Origin of the sequence: Cellulomonas sp. ATA003, assembly GCF_031582905.1 — a bacterium.
Lineage (GTDB): Bacteria > Actinomycetota > Actinomycetes > Actinomycetales > Cellulomonadaceae > Pengzhenrongella.
Window position 1 is genome coordinate 1,630,676 of the sequence record NZ_CP133990.1, and the last position, 15,649, is coordinate 1,646,324.

Annotated in this window: 14 protein-coding genes and 1 tRNA gene; 13 read left to right on the plus strand and 2 right to left on the minus strand. The window is 74.7% G+C overall.

All coding sequences use genetic code 11. From position 1 onward, the window contains the following. Positions 1–397 precede the first annotated feature (397 nt). The 13 genes from REH70_RS07970 to REH70_RS08030 all read left to right on the plus strand — a co-directional run bounded on the left by REH70_RS07970 (position 398) and on the right by REH70_RS08030 (position 12,191). Positions 398–1,141 carry a pseudouridine synthase gene (locus REH70_RS07970; RefSeq protein WP_310754197.1) on the plus strand — a complete coding sequence of 248 codons (744 nt, stop codon included), beginning with the start codon at positions 398–400 and terminating at the stop codon, positions 1,139–1,141. Between the two features lie 67 nt (positions 1,142–1,208). Beyond that, on the plus strand, positions 1,209–2,330 hold the full coding sequence (locus REH70_RS07975) for a prephenate dehydrogenase (RefSeq protein ID WP_310753599.1): 1,122 nt from the start codon (positions 1,209–1,211) through the stop codon (positions 2,328–2,330). Positions 2,331–2,344: 14 nt separating this feature from the next. Continuing rightward, the gene (gene cmk / locus REH70_RS07980; protein WP_310753600.1) at positions 2,345–3,064 is read left to right on the plus strand and encodes a (d)CMP kinase; all 720 of its coding nucleotides are present in this window, start codon (positions 2,345–2,347) and stop codon (positions 3,062–3,064) included. 83 nt (positions 3,065–3,147) lie between these two features. Next, on the plus strand, positions 3,148–3,840 hold the full coding sequence (locus tag REH70_RS07985) for a lysophospholipid acyltransferase family protein (protein WP_310753602.1): 693 nt from the start codon (positions 3,148–3,150) through the stop codon (positions 3,838–3,840). A 54-nt stretch (positions 3,841–3,894) separates the two neighbouring features. Next, positions 3,895–5,415 (plus strand): ribosome biogenesis GTPase Der, encoded by a 1,521-nt coding sequence (der, locus tag REH70_RS07990; protein WP_310753603.1) that lies wholly within the window; start codon positions 3,895–3,897, stop codon positions 5,413–5,415. Further along, the gene (locus REH70_RS07995; RefSeq protein WP_310753605.1) at positions 5,412–6,545 is read left to right on the plus strand and encodes a hypothetical protein; all 1,134 of its coding nucleotides are present in this window, start codon (positions 5,412–5,414) and stop codon (positions 6,543–6,545) included. The genes der and REH70_RS07995 overlap by 4 nt, the downstream gene beginning before the upstream one ends. 27 nt (positions 6,546–6,572) lie before the next feature. Further along, positions 6,573–6,646, plus strand: a tRNA-Pro gene (locus REH70_RS08000). A gap of 208 nt (positions 6,647–6,854) precedes the next feature. Next, complete coding sequence (locus REH70_RS08005; protein ID WP_310753607.1) at positions 6,855–8,105, plus strand: ScyD/ScyE family protein; 1,251 nt, start codon at positions 6,855–6,857, stop codon at positions 8,103–8,105. A gap of 143 nt (positions 8,106–8,248) precedes the next feature. After that, positions 8,249–8,653: a metalloregulator ArsR/SmtB family transcription factor gene (locus REH70_RS08010; RefSeq protein WP_310753608.1), complete on the plus strand. Its 405-nt coding sequence runs from the start codon at positions 8,249–8,251 to the stop codon at positions 8,651–8,653. Then, positions 8,650–9,297 carry a cation transporter gene (locus REH70_RS08015; RefSeq protein ID WP_310753610.1) on the plus strand — a complete coding sequence of 216 codons (648 nt, stop codon included), beginning with the start codon at positions 8,650–8,652 and terminating at the stop codon, positions 9,295–9,297. The genes REH70_RS08010 and REH70_RS08015 overlap by 4 nt, the downstream gene beginning before the upstream one ends. 45 nt (positions 9,298–9,342) lie before the next feature. Next, positions 9,343–10,260, plus strand: coding sequence for a cation diffusion facilitator family transporter (locus tag REH70_RS08020; protein WP_310753611.1), 918 nt, complete (start codon positions 9,343–9,345; stop codon positions 10,258–10,260). Between the two features lie 90 nt (positions 10,261–10,350). Further along, the gene (locus REH70_RS08025; protein WP_310753613.1) at positions 10,351–11,460 is read left to right on the plus strand and encodes a CDP-glycerol glycerophosphotransferase family protein; all 1,110 of its coding nucleotides are present in this window, start codon (positions 10,351–10,353) and stop codon (positions 11,458–11,460) included. Further along, the gene (locus tag REH70_RS08030) at positions 11,457–12,191 is read left to right on the plus strand and encodes an NTP transferase domain-containing protein (RefSeq protein WP_310753614.1); all 735 of its coding nucleotides are present in this window, start codon (positions 11,457–11,459) and stop codon (positions 12,189–12,191) included. Before REH70_RS08025 ends, REH70_RS08030 begins: the two co-directional genes overlap by 4 nt. Positions 12,192–12,215: 24 nt before the next feature. On the opposite strand, the gene REH70_RS08035 is transcribed toward REH70_RS08030, so the two are convergent. Then, complete coding sequence (locus tag REH70_RS08035; RefSeq protein ID WP_310753615.1) at positions 12,216–12,686, minus strand: DUF427 domain-containing protein; 471 nt, start codon at positions 12,684–12,686, stop codon at positions 12,216–12,218. A gap of 69 nt (positions 12,687–12,755) precedes the next feature. After that, complete coding sequence (locus REH70_RS08040; protein ID WP_310753617.1) at positions 12,756–15,539, minus strand: HAD-IC family P-type ATPase; 2,784 nt, start codon at positions 15,537–15,539, stop codon at positions 12,756–12,758. Between the last annotated feature and the right edge of the window lie 110 nt (positions 15,540–15,649).

Here is a 15,649-nt window from a genome sequence, read left to right on the forward strand (position 1 = left end):
CCGCCGGGCCCCCGACCGCCAGTCGGCGCCGCGCGGCGACGAGCGCACCGGCGCCGGACGCACCGGTGCCGGACGCAGCGCTGCCCGCACCGACCGTGCGCCGTTCGGCGCCGACCGGGCCTGGGCCGAGCGCCAGGGGCGCGGGCCGCGCCCCGGTGCGGCGCCCGACCGGGGTGCTCCCGCCCGCGGCGGGTCCGGCGGGGCTGCCGGCCGCGGCGGGTCCGGTGGGGCCAACGGCCGCGGCGGGTCCGGTGGGGCCAACGGCCGCGGCGGCGCGCCCGCGCGCGGGGCGTCGTCGTCGGCGGGGGCGACGCGCGGCGGCGGGACCGGACGCCCGGGCGCGAAGTGGCCGCCGAGCCGCCCGCCGGCAGGCCGTCGTCCGCAGCCCGCGGCCGACCTGCCGGACGTCCACGTCGAGGACGGCGTCCGCCTGCAGAAGGTGCTCGCGTCCGCCGGGCTCGGCTCCCGGCGCGCCTGCGAGGACCTCATCACCGCCGGTCGCGTGACGGTCGACGGCATCCCGGTGACCGAGCTCGGTGTGCGAGTCGACCCCCAGGCGGCCGCGATCCACGTCGACGGCATGCGGGTGCAGCTGGACACCTCGGTGATCACGCTCGCCCTCAACAAGCCGCTCGGTGTCGTCTCGACCATGCACGACCCCGAGGGACGGCCGTCGCTCGCCGCGTTCGTCGCGAACCGCGAGGAGCGGCTGTTCCACGTCGGGCGTCTGGACGCGGAGACCGAGGGCCTCATCCTGCTGACCAACGACGGCGAGCTCGCCAACCGGCTCTCGCACCCCTCGCACGAGGTCGCCAAGACCTACCTCGCGCACGTCGAGGGTCGGGTGGGCCCGCACATCGGGCAGCAGATGCTGCACGGCATCGAGCTCGAGGACGGCATCGCGAAGGTCGACAGGTACCGCGTCGTCGACACGACGCCGGGGGCGGCGCTCGTCGAGATCGTCCTGCACGAGGGGCGCAACCGGATCGTCCGACGGCTGTTCGAGGCCGTCGGGCACCCCGTCGACCGCCTCGTGCGCACCCAGATCGGCCCCATCCGGCTCGGCGACCTCAAGCCGGGCAAGACGCGCGTGCTGAGCAAGCCCGAGGTCGGCAGCCTCATGACCCAGGTGGGCATGTGAGCGCGACGCCGTCCGGCGCCACCGGCACCCTCGGCAGCCCGTGCGTCGTCGGCGGGCCGGATCGCCGATGACGCAGCGCTCCGGCGCACCGGTGGCCACCCGCGGCCCGGTGCGCATCGTCGGCACGGGCCTGCTCGGGACGAGCATCGGCCTGTCCCTCGCGACCCGCGGGGTCGACGTCGTCCTGCACGACGCCTCGCGCACCGCGCTCGCGCTCGCGCGTGACCTCGGCGCCGGCCGCACGCCCGCGCCCGACGACGCCCCGGTGCGCCTCGTCGTCGTCGCCGTCCCGCCGGACATCACCGCCGACGTCGTGCTCGGCGAGCTCGCCGCGCACCCCGAGGCGGTCGTGACGGACGTCGCCAGTGTCAAGGCGTACGTGCTCGAGGAGCTGCAGGCAGCCGGCGTGGACCTGACGCGCTACGTCGGGTCGCACCCCATGGCCGGACGCGAGCTCAGCGGGCCGGTGGCGGCCGTGCCGGACCTGTTCGTCGGGCGCCCGTGGGTGCTCACCGAGCCGGCGCACGCCGACGCCGTCCTCGCGGTGCGCACGCTCGCGACCGATCTCGGTGCGGTCCCGGTGACCATGGGCGCCGACGCGCACGACGCCGCGATGGCGCTCGTGTCGCACGTGCCGCAGGTCGCCGCGAGCCTCGTCGCGGGCCGGCTCACCGACGCCCCGGAGGCGGCGCTCGCGCTCGCCGGGCAGGGGGTGCGGGACGTCACCCGGATCGCCGCGAGCGAGCCCCGGCTGTGGACGTCGATCCTGGCGGCGAACGCCGGACCGGTCCGCGACGTGCTGGTCGACCTGCGGGCCGACCTCGACGCCGTGATCGGCGCGCTCGAGCTCGCCGACCGGGCGACCGGTCCCGAGACGGTCGCCCGCGGGTCGCTCGTCGCCGTGCACCGCACGATCGCGCACGGCAACGCCGGCGTCGTCCGCATCCCCGGCAAGCACGGCGGCGCGCAGCGCGAGTACCGCGTGCTCACCGTCCTGGTCCCGGACGCGCCCGGCGAGCTCGCCCGCCTGCTGACCGACGTCGGCGACGTGGGCGTCAACCTGGAGGACCTGCGCATGGAGCACTCGCCGCGCCACCCGATGGGCATGGCGGCGATCTCGGTCGTCCCCGACCGCGCCGAGCACCTGGAACGAGAGCTGGCCGCCCGCGGATGGCGGCTCGCGAGCTGATGGAGGACGCACACATGGACACCCCCGCACCCGCCCTGGTCGTGGCGATCGACGGACCGTCCGGGTCGGGCAAGTCGAGCGTCTCGCGGCGCACGGCCCAGCGACTCGGGCTGGCCTACCTGGACACCGGCGCGATGTACCGCGCGGCCACCTGGTGGTGCCTGGACCAGGACGTGCGGCTCGACGACGCCGAGGCCGTCGCCGCGCAGGTGCTGCGCATGCCGCTCGTCATGGGGGTCGACCCGGCGGCGCCGACCGTGCACGTCGGGACGGTGGACGTCGGGGCCCCGATCCGCAGCCCCGAGATCTCCGCTCAGGTCAGCGCGGTCGCGACGAACCTCGCGGTGCGCGCCGAGCTCGGACGCCTGCAGCGCGAGGCGATCGCGGCGCAGACCCGCCCGGGGTCGTTCTCCGACGGTCGCGGCGTCGTGGCCGAGGGCCGGGACATCACCACGGTCATCGCACCCGACGCGGACGTCCGCCTGCTGCTCACCGCGAGCGAGGAGGCGCGCCTCGCCCGTCGCGCGCTCGAGGTGCACGGGTCCGACGACGCCGCGGCCGTGGCCGCCACCCGGGACGCGGTGGTGCGGCGCGACGCGGACGACTCCACCGTGGTGGAGTTCCGGACCGCGGCGGACGGCGTGGTGACCATCGACTCCTCGGACCTGGACCTCGAGCAGACCGTCGAGGCGGTGCTCGAGGTGGTCGCGCGCGTCACCGGACGGCGCGCGTGAGCCGACCTCGCCGGGCGCGGCGCCCCGGTGCGACGCCCACGCCGCGCCCCGAGGGGACGGCGACCGACCGGGAGGTGCCGGCCGTGCCGGCGTGGTCCCGGCGGATCGGGCGGTTCCTCGCCCACGGCGTGTGGGACACCGAGGTCATCGGCTCGGACCACGTGCCCGTCGCCGGACCGGTCATCCTGGCGGCCAACCACACCGGCGTGGTCGACGGCCCGCTCGTCGTCGGGGTCGCGCCGCGCGGGGTGCACATGATGGTCAAGGAGGCGGCGTTCGTCTGGCCGGTCGGCGTCGTGCTCCGGGTCTCGGGGCACATCCCGGTGGACGGCACCGGCGGGCGTCCCGCGCTGGTCGCGGCCAGCGCGGTGCTGCGCCGCGGCGACGTCGTCGGCATCTTCCCGGAGGGCAACCGTGGCCGCGGTGACGCCGCCCGTGCGCACGCCGGGGTCGCGTGGCTCGCGGTGAACTCCGGGGCGCCCGTGGTGCCCGTGGCGGTGCTGGGGACCCGCCGCACCGGTGAGGAGTGGGGCACGTCCCCGGGCTGCGACGCCGGCTCGTGGTCCAGTTCGGCGAGGCGCTGCACCTGGAGCGCCGCGGCGGCGTGTCCGGGCGCGCGGCCGTCGAGCACGCGAACGAGGCGATCCGCACCGCGCTGTCGGCACTGGTGGCCGACGCGTCCGAGCGGACCGGCCTGCTGCTGCCGGCCGACGACCCGCAGCGTGAGGCGTCGGAGGAGGGGCGCCGCCGGGCGGGACGCGCGTAGCGGCGCGTGACGGTGCGCGACGGTGCGGTCGTCGTGGGCCCCGCGTCCCTGGGACACTAGGGGCATGACCACCACCGACCAGCCCCTGCCCGACGACGGAACCCAGCCGTCGGCCGCGCCCGGCGAGGGCGCCGCGGAGCTCGCCGGCGACGACGTCTCACGTGAGCACGCGCTGCGCGCGGGCCTGACGGAGTACGAGCTCGAGGACGACGACCTCGCTCTCCTCGAGGGCGGCGACGAGGACGACGACGACGGCGGCCCGTCCGCCCCGCTCCCCGTGCTCGCCGTCGTCGGCCGGCCGAACGTCGGCAAGTCGACCCTCGTCAACCGCATCCTGGGCCGCCGCGAGGCCGTCGTCGAGGACAAGCCGGGCGTCACCCGCGACCGCGTGAGCTACCCCGCGGAGTGGGCGGGGCGGCGCTTCACGCTCGTCGACACCGGCGGCTGGGAGGTCGACGTCGCCGGGATCGAGGCGCGCGTCGCCGAGCAGGCCGAGGTCGCCATCTCGCTGGCCGACGCCGTGATGTTCGTCGTCGACGCGACCGTCGGCCCGACCGCGACCGACGAGAAGGTCGTCCGGCTGCTGCGCAAGGCCGGCAAGCCCGTCGTGCTGTGCGCCAACAAGGTCGACGGCCCGCGGGTCGAGGCGGACGCGACCGAGCTGTGGAGCCTGGGGCTGGGGGAGCCGCACCCCGTCTCGGCACTGCACGGCCGCGGCACCGGTGACCTGCTCGACGCCGCCATGGCCGCCCTGCCGACGACGTCCGAGCACGGGGTGGCGATGCCCGAGGGCGGTCCGCGGCGCGTCGCGCTGGTCGGCCGGCCCAACGTCGGCAAGTCGTCGCTGCTCAACAAGCTCGCGGGCGCCGAGCGCGTCGTCGTCGACCCCACCGCGGGGACCACGCGCGACCCCGTGGACGAGCTGATCTCGCTGCGCGGCCGGCCGTGGTGGTTCGTGGACACCGCGGGCATCCGCCGCCGCGTGCACCAGACCAGCGGCGCGGACTTCTACGCCTCGCTGCGCACCCAGGCCGCGATCGAGAAGGCCGAGGTCGCCGTCGTGCTCGTCGACGCGAGCGTGAAGATGACCGAGCAGGACACCCGCGTCATCCAGCAGGTCGTCGACTCCGGGCGCGCGCTGGTCATCGCGTACAACAAGTGGGACCTCATGGACGAGGACCGCCGCCCGTTCCTCGAGCGGGAGATCGAGCAGGACCTGGTCCAGGTGCAGTGGGCGCCGCGCGTCAACATCTCCGCGCGCACCGGGTGGCACGCCGACCGGCTGGTCCCCGCGCTCGAGCGCTCCCTGGCGTCGTGGGACACCCGCGTGCCGACCGGCAAGCTCAACGCCTTCCTCGGCGAGCTCGTCGCGGCGCACCCGCACCCGCTGCGCGGTGGCAAGCAGCCGCGCATCCTGTTCGCGACGCAGGCGTCCACGCGGCCGCCGCGGTTCGTCATCTTCGCGTCCGGCTTCCTCGAGGCGGGCTACCGCCGGTTCATCGAGCGCCGTCTGCGGGAGACGTTCGGCTTCGAGGGCACGCCGATCGAGATCTCGGTCCGGGTGCGGGAGAAGCGCCGGCGGTGACCACCGCGTCCGCCCGCGACGACCGGCCCGGCCCGCTGCTGCGCTGGGGGCTTCCGCGCGACCCGGCGGCGTCGTCGAACCTGGCCGGCTTCCTCGTCTCGACCGTCGCGACGGTCCTGCTCGTGCGCGCCTTCCTGGCCGCGGCGGGCTACCCGCAGATCGGTGGGGACGGGCTACACATCGCGCATGTGCTGTGGGGCGGGCTGCTCATGGCGATCGCGTTCGTCGTGCTGCTGTCCTTCGCCGGTCCGGTGGTGCGGCCGGTCGGGTCGCTGCTCGGCGGGATCGGCTTCGGGCTGTTCGTCGACGAGGTCGGCAAGTTCGTCACCAGCGACAACGACTACTTCTACGAGCCGACCGCCGCGCTGATCTACCTCGTGGTCGTCGCGCTCGTGCTCCTCGGTGAGGTGCTGCACGGGCGCCGGCCGCACCACCCGCGCGAGTACGTCGCGGGCGCGGCCGACCACGCCGTCGCAGGGCTGGTCGGCGGGTTCACCTACCGCGCGCGCGCCGAAGCGCGTGAGCTCCTCGACCGGGCGGAGGGGGCCCGGGGGAGTGCGGAGGTGGGGGCGCTGATCGACGCCGTCGAGGACGACCCGGACGAGCTCGTCAACCCGATCGACGCGGTCGGCGGGTTCGTCGTCCGGCTCACGCACCGGGTCGTCTCGGCGCGTTGGGTGCCGTGGCTGACCATCGCGGTGCTGACGCTCACCGGCGCGGTCACCGTCGGACGCGGGGTGTGGGCGTGGTGGAACGGCGCGGACGTGCCGTGGTGGATCGTCGCCGGCCTCGTCGCGAGCGGTGCGGTGTCCCTGGCGTTCGCGGTGCGCGGCCTGCTCCTCGTGGGCCGTGACCGCTGGACGGGCTACCTCGCGTTCCGGCGCGCGGTGCTCGTGAGCCTCCTCGTCACCCAGGTGTTCGCGTTCCGCATCGACGAGTGGGCCGCGACCGCAGGCCTTCTCGTGGACCTCGCGGTGCTTGGCCTGATCGCCGCCGAGCTGCACGAGATCAACACCGAGCGTGCGGACCCGGACCCGGACCCGGACCCGGGGCCGGAGTCGGGCAGCGATGACGCACGTCGTGCGGCCGACGCGGGAGCAGTGGGCGAACCGACCCGCGAGGTGCGATAGAGTTCTGGCGGCTCGGAAACGGGCCGGCGGGCTGTAGCGCAGCTTGGTAGCGCACTTGACTGGGGGTCAAGGGGTCGCAGGTTCAAATCCTGTCAGCCCGACCGCAGGGCCTCGATCTGCTCATGCAGGTCGGGGCCCTTTCTCGATGTTGCGCGCTGGGGCCGATCGGCGTCCGGCACGGCCGTTGACGCGCGGGTGCGGCGGTGCCACGGTGGGTCCGGCCGCAGGTGGCGACGACACGCGCCTCCTCATCCCAGACCTGTCCTCCGGCACGCCAGCCAGGGTCGACCCGCGGTCGGGAGGTGCATCATGCAACGACTCCGTATGGCCCTGGTCGGCGTGGCCGCCACGTGTCTGGTCCTGCCCCTGGGCGTGGGGTCCGCCGTCGCGCACGGCGACGACGACGTCCTCGACGTCGAGGTGCTCGTCACCGGCCTGGACGGGCCGCGCGGGCTGGCGCTGGACCACCGCGAGAACGTCTGGATCGCCCAGTCCGGCCGAGGAGGCGACGGGCCGTGCTTCGTCGGCGCGGAGGGCCCCACCTGCCTCGGCGCGACCGGCAAGATCTCCGTGCTCGTCGAGGACGACGACCGCGGCCGCGGGCGGGACCGGGACAGGCAGGGCCGAGGCGACAGCCACGGTCACGGCCACGGTCACGACGACGGGTACTCGCTCCGGGACGTGGTGACCGGGCTGCCGTCGCTGGCGCTGCAGGGCACGGAGGACAACCCCATCGGCCCGACCGACGTCGCGTTCGACCGGCGCGGGCGGCTGCTGGCGACCGTCGGCCTGGGGGCCGACCCCGGGGTACGGACGCTCTCCGCGGAGGAGGGCGGGCTCGGTGGCTCGGCCCTCGCGCTCGAGCTCGCCACCGTGCGGCGGGTGGACGTGCGCTCCGGCACGACCTCCCTGGTGGCGGACATCGGCGCCTTCGAGCTCGGCGAGAACCCGGAGCCCGAGGACTTCGACACCAACCCGTTCTCGCTCGCCGTGCACAAGAACACGACCCTGGTCGCCGACGCGGGCGGCAACACGCTCCTCCGGGTGGCCCGAGACGGCGGCGTCGAGACGGTGTTCACGTTCCCCAAGGAGGCGCCCGTCCAGAACCCGTTCGCGCCGCCCGGGACGACGATCGAGGCCGACGCGGTCCCGAACTCCGTGGTCCGCGGGCCCGACGGTGCCTTCTACGTCGGTCAGCTGACCGGCTTCCCGTTCACCGTCGGCGCGGCCACCGTCTGGCGGTTCGAGCACGGTGAGGAGCCGACCGTGTACGCGGACGGCTTCACGAACATCATCGACCTCGCCTTCGACGACCACGGCAACCTGCTCGTGCTCGAGATCGCCCGGAACGGGCTGCTCGCGGCGACCGGGCCGGCGCAGGACTGGAGCGGCGCGCTCATCAAGGTGTCCCGGCGCGACCCGAGCAGGCACACGGTCCTGCTGACGGACCCGCTGTTCGCACCGAGCGGCATCGTCGTCGACGACGACGACGCGTACATCTCGAACCGGTCGAACGAGGCCGGGGCGGGCGAGATCCTCAAGATCGAGCTCGACGACTGACGGGACGCCGGTCGGCCGGCCCGACGACCGGCCGGGCGACGGACGGCCCGTGACCCCGAGCGGGCGCGGGGTCACGGGCCGTCCGTCGGCGAGGGGCGGGTGCGGCGTTGCTCCCGCCCACGCGCCTGGCCTAGCATCGCCACATGGCGATGACACAGGTGACCGGCGATGCACCGGTCGACGAAGCGGCCGCGCTGTCCGTCGCGGCGTGCCTGTTCCACGGGTTCAGCGACCCCTCGCGGCTGGCGATCCTGCGCCACCTGACCCTCGGCGAGCACCGGGTCGTCGACCTGACCGGTCACCTGGGGCTGGCCCAGTCGACCGTCTCCAAGCACCTGGCGTGCCTGCGTGACTGCGGGCTCGTCACGTCCCGCCCGCAGGGGCGCGCCTCGATCTTCTCCCTGACCCACCCGAGGGCGACGGTCGAGGTGCTCGCCGCCGCCGAGCGGCTGCTGGGGCTCACCGGGGACGCGGTCGCGCTGTGCCCGGTGTACGGCGTCGCCACCACCCGGGCGTCAGACCTCGGCGCCGAGGAGCCGGCACGGTGACCGCCGCCCCGCTGACCGACCCGCAGGCCGAGGCGCTCACCCGGCGCGGGCTGCGCCTGGCGCAGGTCACCGTCGCCTACAACGTCGTCGAGGGTGCGGTGGCGATCACCGCGGGCGTCCTCGCCGGGCTGGTGTCGGTGATCGGGTTCGGCATCGACTCCGGGATCGAGTCGGTCGCCGCCGTGCTGGTCGGGTTGCGGCTGGCCGCCCGGTTGCGGCACGGGCACGCGGACGAGGCCAAGGAGAAGCGCGTCCTGCGGTTGGTGGCCGTCACGTTCTTCGCGCTGGCTGCCTACGTGACCGTCGAGGGCGTGCGCAGCCTGCTCGACGGACGGGCGCCGGACAGCTCACCGGTCAGCCTCGTCCTGCTCGGCGCGTCCCTCGTCGTGATGCCGGTGCTCGCGGCGGCCAAGCGCCGGGTCGGTCTGGCCCTGCGGGACAACCTCATCCTGGCCGACGCCGCCGAGACGAGGATCTGCGTCCTGCTGAGCGTGTCGACGCTGCTGGGTGTCGGCCTGTACGAGCTGACCGGCGCCGCGTGGCTGGACCCCGTCGCCGGCTTCGTCATCGCCGCCTTCGCCGTCCACGAGGGCCGGGAGGCGTGGGAGGGCGAGCTGGTCGATGACGACGACGATGACGACTGATCCTGCCCTCGGGGTGGACCGGGTCCGCCGGGACGGCCCGCACTGATGGGCGCGGGGCACACGCACGCGCACGGGACGGCGACCGGGCGGCACCGCCGACGCCTGGTCGCGGTGCTCGCGATCACCGTGTCCGTGGTGGGCGTGCAGGTGGTCGGTGGCCTGCTGTCGGGGTCGTTGGCGCTGCTCGCCGACGCGGGCCACATGCTCACCGACGCGACCGGGATCGCCATCGCGCTGACCGCCGTCTCTCTGGCGGGCCGGCCGGCGACCAAGGCCCGCACCTACGGGCTCCAGCGGGCCGAGATCCTCGCCGCCCTGGCCAACGCCCTGCTCCTCGGGGGTCTGGCGGTGTGGGTCATCGCCGAGGCCGTCGGACGGTGGCAGGACCCACCGGAGGTCGCCACCGGTGTCATGCTCGCCGCGGCGGCGGCGGGTGCGGCGGCGAACGGCGTGAGCCTGCTCCTCCTGCGCGGCGGGCAGCGCGAGAGCCTCAACCTGCGCGGCGCCTACCTGGAGGTGCTCGGCGACCTCGTCGGATCGGTCGCGGTCATCGTGGCCGGCGTGGTGATCGCGACCACCGGGTACACCCGCGCCGACGTCATCGCCTCGGTCCTCATCGGCCTCTTCATCCTGCCCCGGGCGTGGACCCTGCTGCGCCAGGTGGTCGACGTCCTGCTGGAGGCGACTCCCGAGGGGATCGACCTCGACGACGTCCGGACGCACATCGGCGCGGTCCCCGGCGTCGTGGACGTGCACGACCTGCACGCGTGGACCATCACGAGCGGCGTCCCCGCGCTGTCGGCGCACGTCGTGGTGGATGATGACTGCCTGGACGGCGGCCGGTCCGGGGAGGTCCTCGACGCGCTGGCGGACTGCCTCGGTGAGCACTTCGACACCGACCACTGCACCTTCCAGCTCGAGCCGGTCGGACACGCCCGGCACGAACGTGCCCGGCACGACTGACGACGTCGGGTACCAGGGCGGCCGAGCCGTCCATGACGTCGTCGTGCAGGGGGCACACTTCAGGATGACGGGTCACCAACGACCCCGGGCGTGGCCCCTCGACAGAGAGAAGACCGTGAAGATCGTCTACTACAGCTTCGGCGGACGTTACTCCGACAACCCGCGCGCCCTGCACCAGCGCGCGGTGTCCCGCGCGACCGCCGACGTCGAGCACGTCTGGCTGGCGCACCCCGCCATGCGGCCGCCTTCCCCGCCGGCACCACCACCGTCCCGGTGGGCACGCCCGACGCCGTGGCCGCGCTGCAGTCGGCCGACGTCGTCGTCGCCGACAACCACCTGCCGGCCTGGGACAAGCGCCCGGACACGATCTACCTCCAGACGTGGCACGGGACCCCGCTCAAGCGCATCCACCGCGATGCCCGGCTGCAGACCGACACCGAGGAGAAGCTGGCCCGGCTCGACGACGACGTCGCGCGCTGGGACGTCCTGGTGGGGCCGAGCGAGGCGGCCGCCGCCCCGCTGCGTACGGCGTTCCGCTTCACCGGCTCCGTCCCGGTGACCGGCTACCCGCGCAACGACGCGCTGCTCGGAGCGGACGTCGCCGAGCGCCGTGCCCGGGTGCGCGCCGAGCTCGGGATCGCGGAGGACCGGACCGCCGTGCTGTACGCGCCGACCTGGCGCGACGACGCCCGTTTGGAGGGCGCCCCGCCCTTCCGCCTCGCCCTGGACGCCGGCCGCTTCGCCGAGCGGCTGGGTACCGACGCGGTGCTCCTGCTCCGCCTGCACCACCTGGTGCCCGACGTGGAGCGCGGCACCGACGTGCCCGGCGTCCTGGACGTCTCCGGCCACCCGGACATCAACGACCTGTATCTCGCGGCCGACGTCCTGGTGACCGACTACTCCTCGGCGATGTTCGACTTCGCGATCACCGGCAAGCCGATCCTGCTGTTCGCGTACGACGTCGAGCACTACCGCGACGTGCTGCGCGGCTTCTACTTCGACCTGCACGACATCGCGCCCGGTCCCGTGCTGCGGACGTCCGAGGAGGTGCTGGACGCCCTCGCCGACCTGGACGCCGTGCGCTCGGGCTCCCGGGACCGCTATGCGGCGTTCCGGGAACGGTTCTGCCATGCCGAGGACGGCCGCTCCGCCGACCGCGTCCTCGACCTCGTGCTGCCCGTCGCGGCGGTGACCGCATGAGCCGCGTCGTGCAGGCCGTCGTCCTCGCCGCGGGCCTCGGTACGCGGCTCGGCCGTCCGCTGCCGAAGTCCCAGACCCAGCTGCGTGACGGGCGCACGATCATGCGCCAGCAGCTCGACAACCTGCGGGCCGCCCTCGGGCCGGACGTGCACGTCGCGGTCGTCGTCGGCTTCAAGGCCAACCTCATCATGGAGGCTCACCCGGACGTGCGGTTCGCCTACAACGAGGTGTTCGACGCGACCAACACGTCCAAGAGCCTGCTCCGGGCGCTGGAGACCTCGCACCCCGGCGGCGTCCTGTGGATGAACGGCGACGTCGTCTTCGACCCGCGGATCCTGCAGCGCGTGCAGCCGTGGCTCGAGCGCGACGAGACGTTCGTGTGCGTGAACACCGCCGCGGTCGGCGACGAGGAGGTCAAGTACACCGTCGACGACGACGGCTTCGTGCACGAGCTGTCGAAGTCGGTCAGGGACGGGCTCGGCGAGGCGGTGGGCATCAACTACATCGGCGGCGCGGACAAGGCCGTGCTGGTGGAGGAGCTGCGCGCGTGCGCCGACACCGACTACTTCGAACGCGCGCTGGAGACGGCGATCGCGCACCGCGGGCTGCGCGTGGTCCCGGTCGACGTCTCGATGTACGACGCCGTCGAGGTGGACTTCGAGGACGACCTGCTCCGCGCGGACGGCATCGCGGCGGAGAACCTGCGGCTGGACGTCTCCGACCCGGGCTGAGGGACGGCGGGCACCGCGGCGCCGTCACCAGCCGCGGGTGCCCGCCTCGCCCTTGAACGGGCCGACGACCCGGCTGGTCCGCCACCCGCCGTAGAAGTCGCCGGCCTGGGCCAGGACCGGCTCGCCGTCGACGGTGCACCGCGTCATCCGGCCGGGGTAGAGGGCGATGTGCCCGCCGAGCACGCGGAACGCGGGCGTCGGGTCGGGGTAGGTCCACGCGGCGGCCCGCTCCACGAGCGGGCCGCCGTCCGCGTCCTGCCCGACGACGTCGAGGTAGGTCGCCCGGCCCTTGAACTCGCACACCGTCGTCGGGGCATCGGCGGCGACCAGGGCGCCGTCCGCGACGTCGGCGAGCGGCAGGTAGTACGTCGGCGGGTGCGACGTCTCCAGCACCCGCAGGGCCCGGCGGGTGTCGACGACGACGCGCGTCCCCAGCCGGACGACGACGTGCTCGGTGCTCGGCTGCACCGCGGGCGGGCGGGGGTAGTCCCACACCGACTCCTGACCGGGCCCAGGGGGACGGCCGGTCGGCCGCCGGGGGCGGCGTGCGGGGCCGCCAGACGTTCACCTGTCCGCCCTCCCGCGCGCCCCGACCCGCCGGACGACCGCCTTCGCGGCCTCCACGAGGAGGAAGACCAGCACGGCGGTCGCCGCGGTGAGCCCCCAGCCGTACGCCCCGATCGGCGCCGAGTCGAACCAGCGGTTCATGAACGGCGCGTAGGTGAAGACGAGCTGCAGCACGACCAGGGCGGCCGCGGAGATCCACAGGGCCCGGTTGCCGGTCAGCACGCGCCGCGTGAAGGCGGACCCGTTGAGGAGGCGGCAGTTGAGCAGGAACGCGAGCTGACCGAGGGCCAGCATCATGACCGCGGACGTCTGCGCGACGGCGAGGTCACCGGTGCGGTCGCGCTCCAGCAGGAAGACGACGAGCGTCGCCCCGCCGATGACGAGCGAGGCGACGGCGATCACCGCCACGGCGCGGGCGGACAGCACCTGCTCGCTCGGGGACCGCGGCGCGCGGCGCATGATGCCCGGCTCGGCGGGCTCGCCGGCGAGGGTGAGCGACAGCGTCAGCGCGGTGATGAGGTTGATCCACAGGATCTGCACGGGCGACAGGGGTAGCTCGAGCCCCACCAGGACCGCGGTGAGGATCACGAGGGACTGCGCGCCGTTGGTGGGCAGCAGGAACACGACGGCCTTGCGGATGTTGTCGTAGATCCGCCGGCCCTCCTCCACGGCACGCTCGATCGTCGCGAAGTTGTCGTCCGCCAGGACGATGTCGGCGGCCTCCTTGGTCGCCTCGGTGCCCTTGATGCCCATGGCGACGCCGACGTCCGCCCGGGTGATGGACGGCGCGTCGTTGACGCCGTCGCCGGTCATCGCCACGACCTCGCCGTGCGACTGCAGCGCCCGCACGATCCGCAGCTTGTGCTCGGGGGAGGTGCGCGCGTAGACGTCGACGTCGCGCACGACACCGCGCAGCGCGTCGTCGTCCATGGCCTGCAGCTCGGGGCCGGTGAGCGCGCGGGCCTCGCCCGTGGCGGACGCGATGCCGAGCTCGCGGGCGATGGCGGTCGCGGTGCCCCGGTGGTCGCCGGTGATCATCTTGACCCGGATGCCGGCGGCATGGGCCTCGGCGATCGCCGCGGTCGCCTCCGGGCGGGGCGGGTCGACGATCCCGACGACGCCGAGGAACGTCAGGCCGCCGTCGACGTCGTCCAGACCGATGCCGTCGACGCCGTCTGCGGGGCGGACCGCGGCGGCGAGCACCCGGAGCCCGTCCGCGGAGAGCACGTCGACCCGCCGCTCCCACGCGGCCCGGTCCAGCGGGACCGCCCTGCCGTCCGCGGACCGCTCCGAGTCCGCGCGGTCCAGCAGCCGGTCCGGCGCGCCGACCACGTGGACGGCTCGGCTCGTGCCGGACCCGGCCGGGACGTCGTCGAGGGTCGCGGCGAACTTGTGCGCGGACTCGAACGGCACGCCGCCGACCCGGGTGGCGGCGTCGACCGGCGCACCGGCCTTGGTGGCGAGCACCCGCAGCGCGCCCTCGGTCGCCTGCCCGACGACGCGCCAGCCCTCGTCGGTCGCCTCGACGCGGGCGTCGTTGCACAGGCCGGCGGTCAGCACGAGCTCGGCGAGGTCCGGGAGGGCGTCCAGCCGTGCCGTCGTGCCGTCGGCGGTGACGAGCCGACCGGCCGGGTCGTAGCCCGTGCCCTCGACGTCGTAGGCACCCACGGCGGTCACGACGGTCCGGGCGGTCATCTCGTTCTGGGTGAGCGTGCCGGTCTTGTCCGAGCAGATCGTCGTGGTGGAGCCGAGCGTCTCGACCGCGGCCATCCTGCGGGTGATGGCGTTGCGCCGCGCCATCTGCTGCACGCCGAGCGCCAGGGTGATGGTCACGAGCGCGGGCAGTCCCTCGGGGACGGCGGCGACGGCGAAGCCGATGGCCGCGGAGATCAGCTCGTCGGCGTCCAGCCCGTGCACGAACCGCCCGACCAGCAGCATGACGACGGCGAGCACGCCGATGAGGACCGACAGCTGCGTGCCCAGGCGCGCCAGCTGGCGGGCCAGCGGGGTGTCCAGTGCATCCTGCTCGGCGACGAGCGCGGAGATCCGCCCGATCTCGGTGTCCCGCCCGGTCGCCACGACCACGGCCTCGCCGGTGCCGGCGGTCACGATCGTCCCGGAGAACAGCATGGACGCCCGGTCGCCCACGCCGGCGTCCGCGGCGACGACGTCGTCGGCCTTCTCCGACGCGACCGACTCGCCGGTGAGGGCGGACTCGTCGACCTGCAGCTGCGTCGAGGTCAGCAGGCGCGCGTCGGCCGGCACCCGGTCGCCGCTGCGCACCCGGACGACGTCCCCGACGACGAGGGTCGCCGAGTCCACCACGGCCCACTCGGCGTCGCGCCGGACCTGGGCGCTCAGCGACTGCATCCGCCGCAGCCCGGCGAGCGCCGACGCCGCGCGGCCCTCCTGGATGAAGCCGATGAGTCCGGTCGCGACGATCACCACGACGATGACGGTGAAGTCGACCCAGTCCCGGGTGAACGCCTTGAGCGCGGCCGCCCCGACGAGGATGTAGATGAGCACGTCGGCGTACTGGCTCAGCAGGCGCCGGAGGACCGACGGCTGCGGCGGGGTGGGCAGCTCGTTGCGGCCGTCGCGGGCCAGCCGGTCCGCGGCCTCGGGACCGGTCAGCCCGGCGACCGAGCCGTCGACGGCACGCAGCACCTCGGGGCCGGGGAGCGACCACGGGGCGGGGATCGCCGCGGAGGGTTGGGCGGGACGGAGATCGCGCGCGGCGGTCGTCATACGGGCGCCTCTCGGCAGGATGGGTCCAGCCATCGGCCGCTCCGACGACGACGGCATGCTCACCGTACGCGATGGGGTCGCAGGGTCCGGACCCCGCGGCGGGACGACGTCGGCCCGCAGCCGCACCCCGGCTCAGTGCCCAG